15 protein-coding genes are annotated in these 14,124 nt (G+C 28.1%); 7 read left to right on the top strand and 8 right to left on the bottom strand.

Going from position 1 to position 14,124, the window contains the following annotated elements; translation table 11 throughout:
* Positions 1-5 precede the first annotated feature (5 nt).
* From ACKTTQ_RS08845 to ACKTTQ_RS08835, 3 genes are all read right to left on the bottom strand, one after another.
* Positions 6-530: a hypothetical protein gene (locus ACKTTQ_RS08845; RefSeq protein ID WP_408048988.1), complete on the bottom strand. Its 525-nt coding sequence runs from the start codon at positions 528-530 to the stop codon at positions 6-8.
* Between the two features lie 103 nt (positions 531-633).
* On the bottom strand, positions 634-1,320 hold the full coding sequence (locus ACKTTQ_RS08840; RefSeq protein WP_408048987.1) for a ZIP family metal transporter: 687 nt from the start codon (positions 1,318-1,320) through the stop codon (positions 634-636).
* On the bottom strand, positions 1,317-2,045 hold the full coding sequence (locus ACKTTQ_RS08835) for a class I SAM-dependent methyltransferase (protein ID WP_408048986.1): 729 nt from the start codon (positions 2,043-2,045) through the stop codon (positions 1,317-1,319). The genes ACKTTQ_RS08840 and ACKTTQ_RS08835 overlap by 4 nt, the downstream gene beginning before the upstream one ends.
* Before the next feature lie 113 nt (positions 2,046-2,158).
* On the opposite strand from ACKTTQ_RS08835, the gene ACKTTQ_RS08830 reads away from it, so the two are divergent.
* The gene (locus ACKTTQ_RS08830) at positions 2,159-3,334 is read left to right on the top strand and encodes a THUMP domain-containing class I SAM-dependent RNA methyltransferase (RefSeq protein ID WP_408048985.1); all 1,176 of its coding nucleotides are present in this window, start codon (positions 2,159-2,161) and stop codon (positions 3,332-3,334) included.
* Positions 3,335-3,392: 58 nt separating this feature from the next.
* On the opposite strand, the gene ACKTTQ_RS08825 is transcribed toward ACKTTQ_RS08830, so the two are convergent.
* The 5 genes from ACKTTQ_RS08825 to ACKTTQ_RS08805 form a co-directional block, all read right to left on the bottom strand.
* On the bottom strand, positions 3,393-4,169 hold the full coding sequence (locus ACKTTQ_RS08825) for a pentapeptide repeat-containing protein (protein WP_408048984.1): 777 nt from the start codon (positions 4,167-4,169) through the stop codon (positions 3,393-3,395).
* A 122-nt stretch (positions 4,170-4,291) separates the two neighbouring features.
* Positions 4,292-4,564: an HU family DNA-binding protein gene (locus ACKTTQ_RS08820; protein ID WP_093871695.1), complete on the bottom strand. Its 273-nt coding sequence runs from the start codon at positions 4,562-4,564 to the stop codon at positions 4,292-4,294.
* Between the two features lie 187 nt (positions 4,565-4,751).
* Entirely contained in the window at positions 4,752-5,696 is a 945-nt protein-coding gene (gene fmt, locus ACKTTQ_RS08815; protein WP_176974430.1) for a methionyl-tRNA formyltransferase, read from the bottom strand.
* Positions 5,696-7,588, bottom strand: a complete 1,893-nt coding sequence (locus ACKTTQ_RS08810; RefSeq protein ID WP_408048983.1) for a RecQ family ATP-dependent DNA helicase — start codon at positions 7,586-7,588, stop codon at positions 5,696-5,698. The genes fmt and ACKTTQ_RS08810 overlap by 1 nt, the downstream gene beginning before the upstream one ends.
* Positions 7,581-8,123, bottom strand: a complete 543-nt coding sequence (locus ACKTTQ_RS08805) for an AAA family ATPase (RefSeq protein WP_093871693.1) — start codon at positions 8,121-8,123, stop codon at positions 7,581-7,583. The genes ACKTTQ_RS08810 and ACKTTQ_RS08805 overlap by 8 nt, the downstream gene beginning before the upstream one ends.
* An 89-nt stretch (positions 8,124-8,212) precedes the next feature.
* Between ACKTTQ_RS08805 and ACKTTQ_RS08800 the strand changes: the two genes are divergently transcribed.
* From ACKTTQ_RS08800 to ACKTTQ_RS08775, 6 genes are all read left to right on the top strand, one after another.
* Entirely contained in the window at positions 8,213-8,512 is a 300-nt protein-coding gene (locus ACKTTQ_RS08800) for a DUF493 family protein (protein WP_233487171.1), read from the top strand.
* A gap of 10 nt (positions 8,513-8,522) precedes the next feature.
* Positions 8,523-10,133 carry a peptidylprolyl isomerase gene (locus ACKTTQ_RS08795; RefSeq protein ID WP_408048982.1) on the top strand — a complete coding sequence of 537 codons (1,611 nt, stop codon included), beginning with the start codon at positions 8,523-8,525 and terminating at the stop codon, positions 10,131-10,133.
* Positions 10,134-10,193: 60 nt separating this feature from the next.
* Positions 10,194-11,000 carry a hypothetical protein gene (locus ACKTTQ_RS08790; protein WP_233487170.1) on the top strand — a complete coding sequence of 269 codons (807 nt, stop codon included), beginning with the start codon at positions 10,194-10,196 and terminating at the stop codon, positions 10,998-11,000.
* A complete protein-coding gene (locus ACKTTQ_RS08785; RefSeq protein WP_408048981.1) occupies positions 10,963-12,339 on the top strand; it encodes a peptidylprolyl isomerase in 1,377 nt (458 codons plus the stop codon). The genes ACKTTQ_RS08790 and ACKTTQ_RS08785 overlap by 38 nt, the downstream gene beginning before the upstream one ends.
* Positions 12,340-12,424: 85 nt before the next feature.
* Complete coding sequence (locus ACKTTQ_RS08780) at positions 12,425-13,378, top strand: AAA family ATPase (protein ID WP_093871690.1); 954 nt, start codon at positions 12,425-12,427, stop codon at positions 13,376-13,378.
* A 155-nt stretch (positions 13,379-13,533) separates the two neighbouring features.
* Entirely contained in the window at positions 13,534-14,121 is a 588-nt protein-coding gene (locus ACKTTQ_RS08775; RefSeq protein WP_093871689.1) for a 2OG-Fe(II) oxygenase, read from the top strand.
* Positions 14,122-14,124 lie beyond the last annotated feature (3 nt).

The following is a 14,124-nucleotide window of genomic DNA, read 5'->3' as shown; positions in this document are numbered from 1 at the left end:
ATTGTTTATGGTCCAGCAACAATTACACCTCCTCCAGCTTCTTCGGGTTTTCTTATGGCTTCTTTGTCTTCTCTGTTACATGAAAAAATAAATTTATCACATAAGCATTCAATATTATCATTAATAACAATAATTAAAATACCTTGACTTTCGTCTATGTTAAAATTACCAGTCATACAAGTTGAAGGGGTGACTACTTCGTTAAAATTAACCTCTCCATCAAGAAAAAAAGTTATTGGTTCATTTCTTCTGTTGTTATTGGTGCCATCACTTATATGAAAAGCTAAAACTTTAACATTAGTTTTATGATTGTTTAATATATTGTTTTGTAAATCATCAGTAAAGTCATAAACTTTTCTCAATTCAAAAGTATTATCAGGGCAAGGGATTTTTATATTTATATTTTTTTTACTGTGGTGAAAAAAACTTTCTTTTGTAATAAGATCAAAGTTTTTCTGATGTTTAGATGAATAGCCATTTTGCCCAGGTCTACCGCTTTTACAAGTTGGCCAATTAGGATTTTGTCTCATAAGTAAATTGGTTTAATTATTATACTCCAAAGTTCGAAAAAAATATAGAGTATAATATACCTACAAGTAAGTACTTTAAACTACCTAAATATAAGTAAAAATCTTATACAGTAATAATAGTAAGTATTATTCCTAGTAAAATAGCAGTGAATTTTTGAAAGTTAAATTTATGGTTTTCTGAACCCTCAAATAGGATAATAGTAGAAATGTGTAAGAAAATACCAATAGTAAAAGCAGTGATTTCTGAGTGGTATTTTGTAAAAAAAGTAATTCTTTCTGAAATAAAAATACCTAACGGACTCATTAATGCAAACAAACCTAAAAAAAGAACCATTGTTTTTTTAGTGTATTTAGTTTTTATTAAAAAAGTAGTTAAAACAACAGCAATTGGTATTTTATGAATAAAAATAGCCCATAAAAGATTATGTTGATGACCTTCATGGTCATGAATAGGGAGTCCTTCTGAAAAGGCATGAATACACAAACTGATAAATAATAACCAAGGGAATTTTTCTTTATCAGAATGTATGTGAACATGACCATGTTCAGCCCCTTTGGAAAATGATTCTAATACAGATTGTATTAAGATACCTCCTAAAATAAGAATACCAATTAATTTAATGTTCGTATTTTGTGTATATACTTCAGGAAGTAGATGTAAAACTGTAACAGATAGTAAATAGGCACCACTAAAAGCAAGTAATAATCTTACAAAAGTGTTGCTAGGTTTTATAAATAAAACAATTAAAGAACCTAGTAAAACAGAAAGTATTAATAAAATATAACTCATTCAGCAATCAGTATTAATCTGTCAGAAGTTTCTTTGTTAAAATTTTGTAAAGCATAATTACCAAAAACATGTTGAACTTTTAATCCAGCCCTATCAAAATAATGGTGCATTTTTTCTAAAGTTAAAAGTTTTACTTGTTCAGTATAGGTATGTTCCTCATTGTCTGCAAAAAATGAAATATGCTTTAAAATAAAACCATTTTTAATCTCTTTTTTTATATTAAATTTAATTCCGTCAATAGTTTTTGCTTCTTCAGGTATTAAATTAGCTTTTGCTTTTTCAACATTTAAAAAATCTACAACTAAAAGACCATCTTTTTTTAGCCCGTTTTTGAAGTTCTGTAAAATTAAAATATCATCATTGTCATCTTCAAAATATCCAAAACTAGTAAATAAGTTAAAAATAGCGTCGTATTTATTCTCAATAGGTTTACGCATATCCCATACTTCAAACTCTAAAGAATCATTTTCAAATTCTTTAGCATGTTGAATACTATTAGCACTTAAATCACCACCGCTAACATTGTACCCTAAAGAATTTAGATAAACAGAATGCCTTCCCTTACCGCAAGGAACATCAGCAATTGAGCTGTTTTTCTTTAGTTTTAAGAAAGAAGTAATGTTACGCATAAAAAATTGCGCATCAGTATCATTTCTATGCTTATATAAAATATGATAGTAAGGTGTATCAAACCACGAAGTAAACCAATCTTTTTTTGTATCCATAATAATAAGAGTCAGCAAAAATAATGAAATCTTACGTTTTATAAGATGAAAGAATAAAAATTCATAAGTAGATAAATTAGCAGTACTTTTGTAACGAAATTTTACAGGTATACATGGAGAAAGATTTTAAAATGACAGCCATAACTATGGCAGGTTTAGAAGGTGTTTTAGTAGATGAACTTCGTAAACTAGGTGCTCAAGAAGTAAAAGAAGGAATAAGAAATGTTTCTTTTAGAGGAGATAAAGGGTTTATGTATAAAGCAAATATTGCTTTAAGAACAGCTATTAGGATTTTAAAACCTATAAAAAGGAGTAAAATTTTTGATGAAGAAGATTTATATGAAGCTATACAACGTATAAAATGGGAACGCTTTTTAGATGTAGAAGGAACCTTTGCTATTGGAGCTGTTGTGAATTCTAGAAATTTTACTACTAACTCACATTATATTAGCTTAAAATCGAAAGATGCTATTGCTGATTATTTCATGCATAAGTATAAAAAGCGCCCAAATGTAGACTTAAAATATCCAGATGTAAAAATTCATATCCATATTCATAAAGAATGGTTAACAATTTCATTAGATTCTTCTGGAGATTCCTTGCATAAAAGAGGGTATAGGAGTGCTACTAATATTGCCCCGATTAATGAAGTTTTAGCAGCTGGTTTAGTATTGTTATCTGGATATAAAGGTGAAGAGAATTTTATTGATCCTATGTGTGGTTCTGGAACTATTTTGATTGAAGCAGCAATGATTGCTAATCAAATACCTGCAAATATTAATCGTAAGCACTTTGCTTTTGAAAATTGGAAAGACTACGATGAAGATTTGTATTTTGTAATTCAAGATTCATTATTAAAGAAAATAAGAAGCTCACACTTTAAAATTATGGGCTTTGATAAGGCTCCTTCTGCCGTAAGAAAAGCTGAACAAAATATAATTAATGCTAATTTAGATGAATTTATAGGGGTACACCATGTAAATTTCTTTAACTCTAAAAAAGAAGTGTTTGGTAAAACTACCATTTTATTTAATCCACCTTATGGAGAGCGATTAAATATTGATGTAGAAGAGTTTTATGGGAAGATAGGGGATACTTTAAAGCATAATTATGGTAATTCTACTGCTTGGTTAATAACCTCAGATATACAAGCATTAAAACATGTTGGTTTAAGAACGTCAAAACGAGTGCCTCTTAAAAATGCAGATTTAGATTGTCGTTTTGTAAAATACGAATTATACGAAGGAAGTAAAAAAGCAAAAAAGAATACCTCGTATGAAGAGGAATAATAACAAAAAAAAGCTGTTGTAAATTTACAACAGCTTTTTTTTGTTATTGTTACAGAATTTATCGTCTACTTTTCAATAAGTATTTACTGAAACTTTTTCCGTTTATATCGGTGTATTTAGAGTTTATATCATAGGAAACTTCCATATTAGTTATATCAAATTCTCCAGTAACTTTAGTGTATTTAAGGTTTAAATCTTCTTTAAATTTCACATTATTAAAAGAAACCCCATCATTAAATTCTGTATATTTAAAAGTTGCGGTTTCATTAAAAACAGAGTTTTCAAAACTTACAAATTCATTGAAATCAGAATATTTAAAGGTAGCTGGTTCATCAAAATAGGTGTTTTTGAATGAGATACCTCTGTCAAATTTAGCATACTTAAAAGTTGTATCACTATTAAATTTAGAGCCAGAGAAATCTGCATCTCTTTCAAAATCAGAGTATTTAAACATTGCCTTTTGCTCAAAATTACAATTCTTAAAAACAGTAATACTTTCAAAATTAGCGATGAATGTATAACCACTATCTTCATGAGGAATGTATGCTAGTACATCATCTTTGAAAGTACAGTTTTTAAAAACAATTTTATTACTAATTTGTTTTTCTATAGTATTTGAGCCTCCATTATTCCACCATTTACGTCTTTTAGGTAATTTAGGTAAAGCTTTATCCATAAAAGTAAAATCTAATTCACCTTTAATAATAGTGTTAGAGTATTCAATGGTCTTACCATTTTTTATATCTCTCATTATATCTGAAGCATTGACTGTTTTTTGACTAAAAATGAATGTAGTAGAAAATAAAACGGCTATGATTGTAAGTATATTCTTCATAAGTGTTGTTTTAATGTTTATATTTTAAAGACAGAGTCTTTTTTAAAACGTGACACATTATAAAAAAAAACAGTATTTAGTTGCCTAAATACTGTTATATAGATATGATTTTTTTAAAAATCTTAGTTCACTGAGTCGCTTAAACCAGCTCCTGCTTTAAACTTAACAACGTTTTTAGCAGCGATTTGAATTTCTTTACCAGTTTGAGGGTTTCTTCCTGTTCTAGCAGCTCTTTCAGATACAGACCAAGTTCCCCATCCAACTAAAGCAACTTTATTTCCTGATTTCAAAGATTTAGTTACGTTAGAAGTTAAAGAATCTAATGCAGCTTTAGCAGCAGCTTTTGAAATTCCTGCGTCAGCAGCCATAGCATCGATTAAATCTGATTTGTTCATAATTTAAATGGATTTTAAAAATTAATTAATGTTTTTTGCTTTATAAGCTCAACAAATATAGACGGAATGCGGTATTGTGCAACATTTGACGCAAAAAAAAAGGTATTTTGTTAATAAAAAGGGGGTAATTGTTAATAACCCTACTTGTTTATTTGTTGAAAACTGTAATTACCTTATAAGTAAAGGGCTACAGGGCTATTGCTTCGTTAGAAAATTGATAACCATTTAGCAAACTTCTTGAGTCCATTAGTTTTTTTCCTGAAAGCTTAATTTCATTTATTATTAAAAAACCATCTTTAACTGCAATTTTTAATGTTGATTTTGTTGTGATTATTTTTCCATTATTATAATCATGCGACAAAAATTCTTTGGAAACGGAATAAATTTTAGCTGTAATTTCTTCTTCATTATTATTAATTGTTGTCCAGGCAGCAGGGTATGGGTTTAGTCCTCTTATGTGGTTATATATATCATTTAATGATTTAGACCAATCTATTTTACAGTTATGAGGGTATAGTTTGTATGCTGACTTTTCCTCTAATTCAGGTTGTTTAGTTGTTTTAACATCACCTTTTGCAATTAAGTCAACAGTTTCTTTAACTAAATTAGCACCTAAATGCATTAATTTATCATGCAATTCACCTACTGTTTCATCTTCTCTTATAGAAGTTTCATTTTGAAGTATAATTTCACCAGTATCAATTTTATCATCAATAAAGAAAGTGGTAACTCCAGTTTTAGATTCACCATTCATTATAGCCCAATTAATTGGAGCAGCACCTCTATATTCTGGTAATAGTGATGCGTGTAAGTTAAATGTACCATACTTAGGCATTGCCCAAACAGATTTTGGTAACATTCTAAAAGCTACTACAATTTGTAAATTTGCATTTAAATCTTTTAGATCGGCTTGAAATTCTTCACTTTTTAGGTTTTTAGGTTGTAGAACTGGTAAGTTTTGAGATAGCGCGTATTTTTTTACTGCAGACTGATTTAATTTTCTACCACGACCAGCTGGTTTGTCAACTGCAGTTATAACTCCTGCAATAGTATAATTGTTAGTAACTAAGTGTTCTAGTATAGTTACAGCAAAATCAGGAGTTCCCATAAAAACGATACGTAAATCTCTCATTATTTTATAAAATATTTATTGTAGTTTGTAATACCAATTATTTCATTGGCTAGTAATTTTCGCAAATGTATTAAAATGTCTCCTTCTTTTACTTTTACTAAGGTACAGATTTCTTTAGAGGATAATTCTTTGTGTTCTTTTATTATGTTAAGTATAAGAATTTCTATATTATTTTTAATTCCTTTTTTATCCCTTAAACAAACGTCACAAATACCACATTTTTTAGTAGTTTCTTCATCAAAGTAATTTAATAACTGAATGCTTCTGCAAACCGTGTTATTTTCAACAAAAAAAGTAATATCGTTAACCTTTTGTTTTTTTTGTTTGTAAAACGCTTTTATGTTTTTTGAAATACGATTAATAATATAATCATCTTCTCTTGGAAGTAAAAAGAATAATTCAGTGTTTTTAGTAGACTTTTTATATTCTAAATATCCCTTTTCTACTAAGTCATCTAAAAGCTGTACAACTTTTGTAGAGGTAATACTAGCTTTTTTTGCAATGTAAAACTCATTTATTTTAACAGGTTGTTCAAATACACCTCCATAAATTCTTAATAAAGCTTGAATAAACGTTTTAGTAGTTGAATTATGTTTTGAATAATTAATAATTTGTTTACTAGAAGCAATAAACTGAATGGTGGATTTTTGCTTAAAGCTTGAGTTGAGTGTTATAACTCCATTATTATTTAATAGTTGTAGCGTATTAGAAACTTTGTTGGGGATGAAGTTATATTTATTAGAAAAAGCTAAAAAATCAAAGTCAAATGAAGATTCGATATGCTCTCCTTTTGATATTTGAAAATGTTGATATAGTTTTTTATGAATAATTTTAATTTCGTTTATAGTTGGGTACTGCTTTTGTTGAAGTTCTTTTAACGAATTAACATCACTTTTATTAGTTAATATAACTGAAAAGGCTTTTTTACCATCTCGTCCACCTCTACCTGCTTCTTGAATATAGTTTTCTAATGATGAAGGTAGATTTAAATGAACAACTACACGTACATTAGATTTATCTATTCCCATGCCAAACGCATTTGTAGCTACCATTATGGGAGTTGATTCTGACATCCAATTATCAAAAGAGATTTGCTTCTCAAGAGCAGAAAGTCCTCCGTGATAAAAACTACTTTTAAACCCCTTAGCATTTAAATAAGCACTAATTTCTTTAGTTCTATTTCTAGAAGAAACATATACAATAGCCGGTGCTTTTATTTTAGTGAATATTTGAGTGATTTTATATAGCTTATCTTCTGTGTTAAAAATTTGATATGCTAAATTTTGTCTGTTAAAAGATTTTTTAAAAAGATTACAAGACTTTAATTCAAGGTAAAATTTAATATCATCTATTACTTTATTAGTAGCAGATGCTGTTAAAGCTATAATGTTAATATTAGAGTGTAGCTCTCTTAAAATAGAAATGTTAGTATATGAAGGACGGAAATCATGACCCCATTCAGAAATACAATGCGCCTCGTCAATAGCAATTAAATTAACTGTTAATTGTTTGATTTTTTCTTGAATAAACCTAGATTGTAAACGTTCGGGCGATAAATATAGAAACTTGTAATTTCCAAAACGAATATTATCAAACAATGTAATTATTTCGTCTTGAGAACTACCAGAAGGGATTGTAGTAGCTTTAATACCTCTTTTTGTTAAGCTTTCAACTTGATCTTGTATAAGAGCAAGTAATGGAGAAATCACAATGCAAACACCTTCGTTTATTAGTGCCGGAATTTGAAAGCAAATAGATTTTCCTCCCCCTGTTGGTAATAAAGCAATTGTATCTTTATAATTTAAAACTGCGTTTATAATTTCTTCTTGTGGATGTCTAAAAGAAGTATACCCCCAATATTGATTAAGTATATGTAAAGCTTTGCTAGACATCGTTTTTCAACGAGTGTAAAATAAAATCACAACGTTCTTTTACTGAGCCAAAAGGAACATCAATTATAGTATATCCAACTTCTTCGTAAGTTTCTCTTAAGTAACGATCTATTTTTACAGCTTGTTCAAAAGTTTCATATCGTTCGTTGTCAGATTTGTAAATTTCTTCCCACGGAGCTAACATAAAAACTTTGTCGTAAGTGCACTGATTACTTTTTTTAATATAAGTATCAGGGTAATCAGTACCTAAATAATTCATATAAGCATGAACATCTGGAACTCCTCTATCAAAAAATATAATTTCTTTTTCAGATTGAGTAGCATCTAAATATTGTTTCTCTCTTCCTTCAAGAAGCATCTGGCTAAAAAGTAAAGGTTGGTCAAGAAAAAGTTGGTCAATCCCTTCTTTTTGAGCAGTTAAGGTAACTTCTCTTGAAATTTCAGGCATACATTCGTAACCTCTTTTAATAAACTCTTTTAAGATAGATGACTTCCCTGTACCAGGTCCACCAATTAGAACTATTTTTTGTTGCATCGTGCAAAAATAAAAGTTTCAATTTATAAATTTAATAAATAGTGTAATTTTGTGCTTTATCAGTTTAAATATTTTTTCTGATAAAAAATATGATAAATGAAATAATTATGTCAGATAGAGAAGCGTTTTACAGTAAATTAAAATCACAATTAGAGGATACAAGTAGTTTTCCTACAAAATATTTATATAAATTTATCGTTCCTACAGACGGTAAACAAGTAGATGAAGTACAAAGTTTATTTAATAGTGGGGGAGCAGTAATAAGTACAAAAAATTCAAGAACAGGTAAATATGTTAGTGTTTCTATACATTTAACGGTTAAAAGTTCTGATGAAGTAATTTCGTATTATAAAAAAGCAGAATTAATAAAAGGTATTATTTCTTTATAAAAAGCAATTTATGAAAAAACAAGTTTTAAGTATAGCTATTTTATTTTGTTGTTTAACAATTGTTGCACAAAGTAAAAAAGAATTGTTTAGTGTTAATAAAAAACCTGTATCAGTTTCAGAGTTTAAAAGGGTTTATGAAAAAAACTTGGGACTTGTTGTTGATGAAGATTCTAAAAATATTGATAAATATCTTGATTTATATATAAATTATAAGTTAAAAGTAAATGAGGCGTATTCATTAGGTTTAGATACTGTAAGAGCTTATAAGAGAGAATTAGAAGGGTATAAAAAACAATTGATTGCTCCTTATTTACAAGATCAAGAGTCAATTAATAAAATGGTAAAAGAGGCTTACTCACGAATTAAAAATGAAGTAAAAGCAAGTCATATATTAGTTAGATTACCTAAAAAAGCAACAAGTGCAGATACATTAAAAGCGTATAATAAAATTATAGAAATTAGAAATAGAGTTGTGTCTGGAGAATCATTTGCTAAGGTAGCAAGAGAAATGTCAGAAGATCCTTCAGCGCAGTTTAATGGAGGTAATTTAGGGTACTTTTCAGCATTTAAAATGGTATATCCTTTTGAAGATAACGCTTATAAAACAGACTTGCAAGGAGTATCAAATCCGTTTAAAACTAGATTCGGTTATCATATTTTAAAAGTAACAGGAAAAAGAGAGTCAAAAGGTGAATTTGAAGTAGCTCATATTTTAGCTAGAGATAGATCTATAGTAGGAAAAGCAAAAATAGATTCATTGTATAAGAAGATTAAAAAAGGTGAATCTTTTGAAGAAATTGCTCAAAAATATTCAGAAGATGTTGGAACTGCACAATTAGGAGGAAAACTTCCAAAGTTTGGAACTGGTAAAATGGTTGAAGATTTTGAGGTAAATGTATTAGCTTTAAAAAAAATAAATGAAGTTAGTAAACCTTTTAAAACTAAGTTTGGGTGGCATATTGTAAAACTATTAAAAACTTACCCTATTAACTCTTTTGATAATATGAAAGTAACTATTGAGAAAAAAGTTAAAAGTTCTGATAGGTTAAGAGTATCTCAGAAGGCAGTTCTTGACAAATTAAAAAAGGAATATGATATAAGTATTTATGATAAAAATTTTGAAATTTTCACAAATAAATCAATAAAAGAATTGTCTAAAATGCAATTAACACATGATAACTTACTTTCTATAAATAATAAAAAAATTAAACAAAAAGCTTTTTTTGATTATATTAGATATAGAAGAAAAGAGGATATTGGATTATTATTTGAGGGATTTAAAAATGAAGAGATTTTTAATTACTTTAAAGAAGATTTAGTAAACAAAGAACCAGAGTATAAACATACACTAACTGAATATAAAGAGGGGTTACTTTTATTTGAGTTAATGCAACAAAAAATATGGAAAAAATCAGCTAATGATTCTATTGGTTTGCAACGTTTTTTTAATAAAACAAAAGGAAACTATAAGCAAAAGAAACTAGAAGATATTAAAGGAGAGGTAATAAGTGATTATCAAAAAAAACTAGAAGATGATTGGATAAAAGACCTAAGAAAGAATAATGTTATAAGAATTAGAAAAAGAGAACTTAAAAAATTAAAACAAATATATAATCAATAAAAAGTGAAAAATTATTTTCTACTACTATTACTAAGCACATTTTTTTTTATTTCTTGTGATTTGATCACTTTAAAAAAACAAAGAACAAAAGAAGGAAAATTAATAGCTTCAGTATATAACACCCATCTTTATAAAAAAGATATTAAAAATCTACTGCCAAAAAATTTATCAAAACAAGATAGTATTGTTGTTGTAAAGGGGTTAATAAACTCATGGGCTAAACAACAACTTTTTTTAAATAAGGCTGAAGAAAATATATCTGAAATAAGTAGCCTTGAAATTGAGAAATTAGTTAATGATTACAAAGCTGGTTTATACATAAATGGGTATAAAGAAAAACTAATAAAACAACAGTTAGATACAATAGTTTCTGAAAGTGAAGTGAGATCTTATTATGAAAAAAATAAAGATAATTTTAGATTGAATGATGAGCTATTACAATTTGATTATTTGTTTTTTGGAAATGACCATTTAGATAAAGATAAAATTGTTAAAAATTTTAAATCTGAAAAAGAAGAAGATAAAGAAGATTTAGAAAAGTACTTGTTGAGTTTTAAATCATATCGTTTGCAAGATACTTCTTGGGTAACTATTGATTATTTAAAACGAAAAATACCTCCATTTCGTAGTGAATTAAAAGAAAAACTGTTAAAAATATCAAAATTCATACAAAAAGAAGATAGTTTAGGAGTATATTTGGTCGCTGTAAAAAATATTTTGAAAAAAAATGAAACAGCTCCTTTGAGTCATGTAAATATTAGAATAAAACAAATTATTTTACATAAACGAAAATTAGAATTAATAAGAGAGATTGAAAAAACGCTGATAAATGATGCTATTCAAAACAAAAACTTTAAAGAATACTAGCCTTTTACTAACTTTATTTTTAACTGTACTAACCTTAAAAGCACAACAAAACAAGATTGATGGTGTAGCAGTTGTAGTTGGTAAAAATATTGTTTTAGATTCTGATATAGATAAATTTAAACAAGAAGTAAAACTTCGTAGTGAAGGTAAAATTACAATTACTGATTGTGAAATGTTAGAAGAATTAATGCAGCAAAAACTATTAGCTCACCATGCTGTTATTGATAGTATAACAGTTGCACAAAGTGAAGTAGATAGTAGAGTAAATCGTAGTATTGCTTTTTTTACAAATGAATATGGAAGTGAAAAAAAGGTAGTTGAAGCTTATGGTTTTAATGATGTTGAAGATTTAAAAAGAGAGTTAGCTAAAGTTCAGAGAGAGAATACTCTAATAGAGAAGGAGCAACAAAAAATAACAGAAAAAATTGATGTAACTCCTGAAGAAGTACGTGTGTATTTTAATGGTTTGAAAGAAAAAAATGAACTACCTGAAATTCCTGCAGAAGTAGGTTTAGCTCAACTGGTTTTATATGCTGAAGCAACAAAAGAAGAAAGCGATAGAGTTGTTGAGAAATTAAACAAAATAAAAAAAGAAGTTGAAGCTGGTTCTAGTTTTAAATTAAAAGCTATTATTAATTCTGATGACCCTAGTGTAACTCGTAATCAGGGGAACATGGGAGTTATAACTAAAGAAACTCAATTTATAAAAGAGTTTAAGGAAGTAGCCTTTTCTTTAGATGAAGGTCAGATTTCAGAGCCTTTTAAAACTATTTTTGGATATCATATTATTCAATTACATAAAATAAAAGGTAAAGGTAGAGAAGTATCTCATATTTTAATGCAGCCAGAAATTTCTGACGAAAAATTAAAGGAAACAAAAGATGAGATTGAAAGAATAGTAGCTGAAGTAAAAGAAGGTAAGATTACTTTTGATGAGGCTGTAAAAAAATATTCTGAAGATGATGATACGAAAAATAGCGGAGGTTTATTAGTTAATCCATATACACAAGAGCCGACATTTGAATTAACAAGAATGCCACCAGATTTATTTGCTAGAATTAGTGAATTAAAACAAGGTGATTTATCTGATGTTTTTTATGATGAAACTAGAGGTGGAGAGAAAATGTACAAAGTTATCTTTATGAAGAATAGAACAGATACTCATAAAGCTGATATTGTTGAAGATTATGTTAGAATGCAACAATTTGCTTTAGCTAAGAAAAAAGAAGAAACTGTTACCAAATGGTCAAAAGAAAAAATACAAGAAACCTATATTAAACTAGGGAACGAGTATAAAAAATGTACATTTAAAAAAGATTGGAAGAAAGAAAATAAATAATAAAAATAATTCATAGATATCCGCTCAATAGTTTAAAGATGAAACCTTACTTTTGAGCGGATACTTATATAAAAACAATAGTAAAATGTCTGACGTAACTGCTGTAAATAATTTAGTTAAAAAATACACACAATTACAACAAGAAATTGGAAAGGTAATTATAGGACAGCAAGAGGCTGTTAACTTTACACTTTTATCTGTTTTTTGTGGAGGACATTCACTATTAATTGGTGTTCCTGGATTAGCTAAAACCTTATTAGTAAATACCATTTCAGATGTTTTAGGGCTTAACTTTAAAAGAATTCAGTTTACTCCAGATTTAATGCCTTCTGATATTTTAGGAAGCGAAATTTTAGATGAGAATCGTCAATTTAAGTTTATAAAAGGGCCAATTTTCTCAAATATAATCTTAGCAGATGAGATTAATAGAACACCTCCTAAAACTCAAGCAGCTTTATTAGAAGCAATGCAAGAACGTTCAGTAACAGTTGCTGGACAGCATTATAAATTAGATTTACCTTTTTTTGTGTTAGCAACTCAAAATCCAATAGAGCAAGAAGGTACATATCCATTACCTGAAGCACAGTTAGACAGGTTTATGTTTTCTATTAACTTAGAATACCCAACTTTTGAAGAAGAGGTAGAAGTTGTAAAAAGCACTACATCTATAATTAATCAAACTGTAAATTCTATTTTTTCTGCGAATGAAATAATTGAAGTTCAAAAGTTAATTCGTAAAATCCCTGTAGCAGATAATGTTATTGAGTATGCTGTTGGATTAGTAGGTAAAACAAGACCTAAATCTGAAAAAGCAACTGATTTTGTAAGAAAATATATTGATTGGGGAGCAGGGCCACGTGCATCACAAAATTTAATTTTAGCTGCTAAAGCTTTTGCAGCTGTTTCTGGAAAATATTCACCAGATATAGAAGATGTACAGGCTGTTGCTGTTCCAATACTTTCTCATAGAATGGTAAAAAACTATAAAGCAGAGGCAGAAAGTATTACCATTAAAGATATTATTACTTCATTGTTTTAGGTATTTTAAAACTACTTACCGGTTTTATAGATTTAGTGTTAGTGGTGTTTCATTATTATGAATTACTTGTTATAAAAAAGTATTAATTTTTTAAATTAATACTATCTTGTAAACTCATTTGAAATTAATATCATAACGTTTAATCAGTTTGTACTATGTCAATTAATTATCCTTTTGGATTGCCACTTAAACATAATTTTGCAGAATTTGTTTATTACCAAGGTCTATTTTTACCTCATGAAATTGAAAAGATAATTAGTTTTTGGAGTGATGAATCAACTATCAAAGCTACTATAAGTGGAGATGAAAAATATAATGATGACTTGCGAAAAAGTTCGGTTATGTTTATTGATAATATTCCTGAAAATGATTGGATATATAGCAAATTAGCTTCTTTAGCTATCAATACTAATAATGAAAGATATTGGTTTGATTTATTAGGGTTTCATCAAGAGTTACAACTTACTAGGTATTCTGAAGGAGATTTTTTTGATTGGCATTTAGATTTTGGAGCTGGTGAAATTTCTGCAAGAAAGTTAAGTATGACCATTCAATTATCTGATCCGAATGATTATGAAGGAGGTGATTTAGAATTTATGGTTAATAAAGAAATAGTTACTGCTCCAAGAGAAAAAGGAACTATTGTAATATTTCCATCATTTATTATGCATAGAGTTACACCAATAACAAAAGGAACACGACAATCTATTGTTGGCTGGGTTTCTGGACCACCATTTAGATAACAC

Source organism: Tenacibaculum halocynthiae (assembly GCF_964512825.1).
Lineage (GTDB): Bacteria > Bacteroidota > Bacteroidia > Flavobacteriales > Flavobacteriaceae > Polaribacter > Polaribacter halocynthiae.
Note: the sequence above shows the minus strand (reverse complement) of the source record. Positions and strands in the feature narration are given on the sequence as shown.

Coding starts and splice junctions, on each gene's coding strand:
- ACKTTQ_RS08800 (WP_233487171.1), top strand. CDS start 8,213: ATGATAAATGAAATAATTATGTCAGATAGAGAAGCGTTTTACAGTAAA.
- ACKTTQ_RS08830 (WP_408048985.1), top strand. CDS start 2,159: ATGGAGAAAGATTTTAAAATGACAGCCATAACTATGGCAGGTTTAGAA.
- ACKTTQ_RS08820 (WP_093871695.1), bottom strand. CDS start 4,564: ATGAACAAATCAGATTTAATCGATGCTATGGCTGCTGACGCAGGAATT.
- fmt (WP_176974430.1), bottom strand. CDS start 5,696: ATGAGAGATTTACGTATCGTTTTTATGGGAACTCCTGATTTTGCTGTA.
- ACKTTQ_RS08810 (WP_408048983.1), bottom strand. CDS start 7,588: ATGTCTAGCAAAGCTTTACATATACTTAATCAATATTGGGGGTATACT.
- ACKTTQ_RS08835 (WP_408048986.1), bottom strand. CDS start 2,045: ATGGATACAAAAAAAGATTGGTTTACTTCGTGGTTTGATACACCTTAC.
- ACKTTQ_RS08780 (WP_093871690.1), top strand. CDS start 12,425: ATGTCTGACGTAACTGCTGTAAATAATTTAGTTAAAAAATACACACAA.
- ACKTTQ_RS08795 (WP_408048982.1), top strand. CDS start 8,523: ATGAAAAAACAAGTTTTAAGTATAGCTATTTTATTTTGTTGTTTAACA.
- ACKTTQ_RS08840 (WP_408048987.1), bottom strand. CDS start 1,320: ATGAGTTATATTTTATTAATACTTTCTGTTTTACTAGGTTCTTTAATT.
- ACKTTQ_RS08805 (WP_093871693.1), bottom strand. CDS start 8,123: ATGCAACAAAAAATAGTTCTAATTGGTGGACCTGGTACAGGGAAGTCA.
- ACKTTQ_RS08775 (WP_093871689.1), top strand. CDS start 13,534: ATGTCAATTAATTATCCTTTTGGATTGCCACTTAAACATAATTTTGCA.
- ACKTTQ_RS08825 (WP_408048984.1), bottom strand. CDS start 4,169: ATGAAGAATATACTTACAATCATAGCCGTTTTATTTTCTACTACATTC.
- ACKTTQ_RS08785 (WP_408048981.1), top strand. CDS start 10,963: ATGATGCTATTCAAAACAAAAACTTTAAAGAATACTAGCCTTTTACTA.
- ACKTTQ_RS08845 (WP_408048988.1), bottom strand. CDS start 530: ATGAGACAAAATCCTAATTGGCCAACTTGTAAAAGCGGTAGACCTGGG.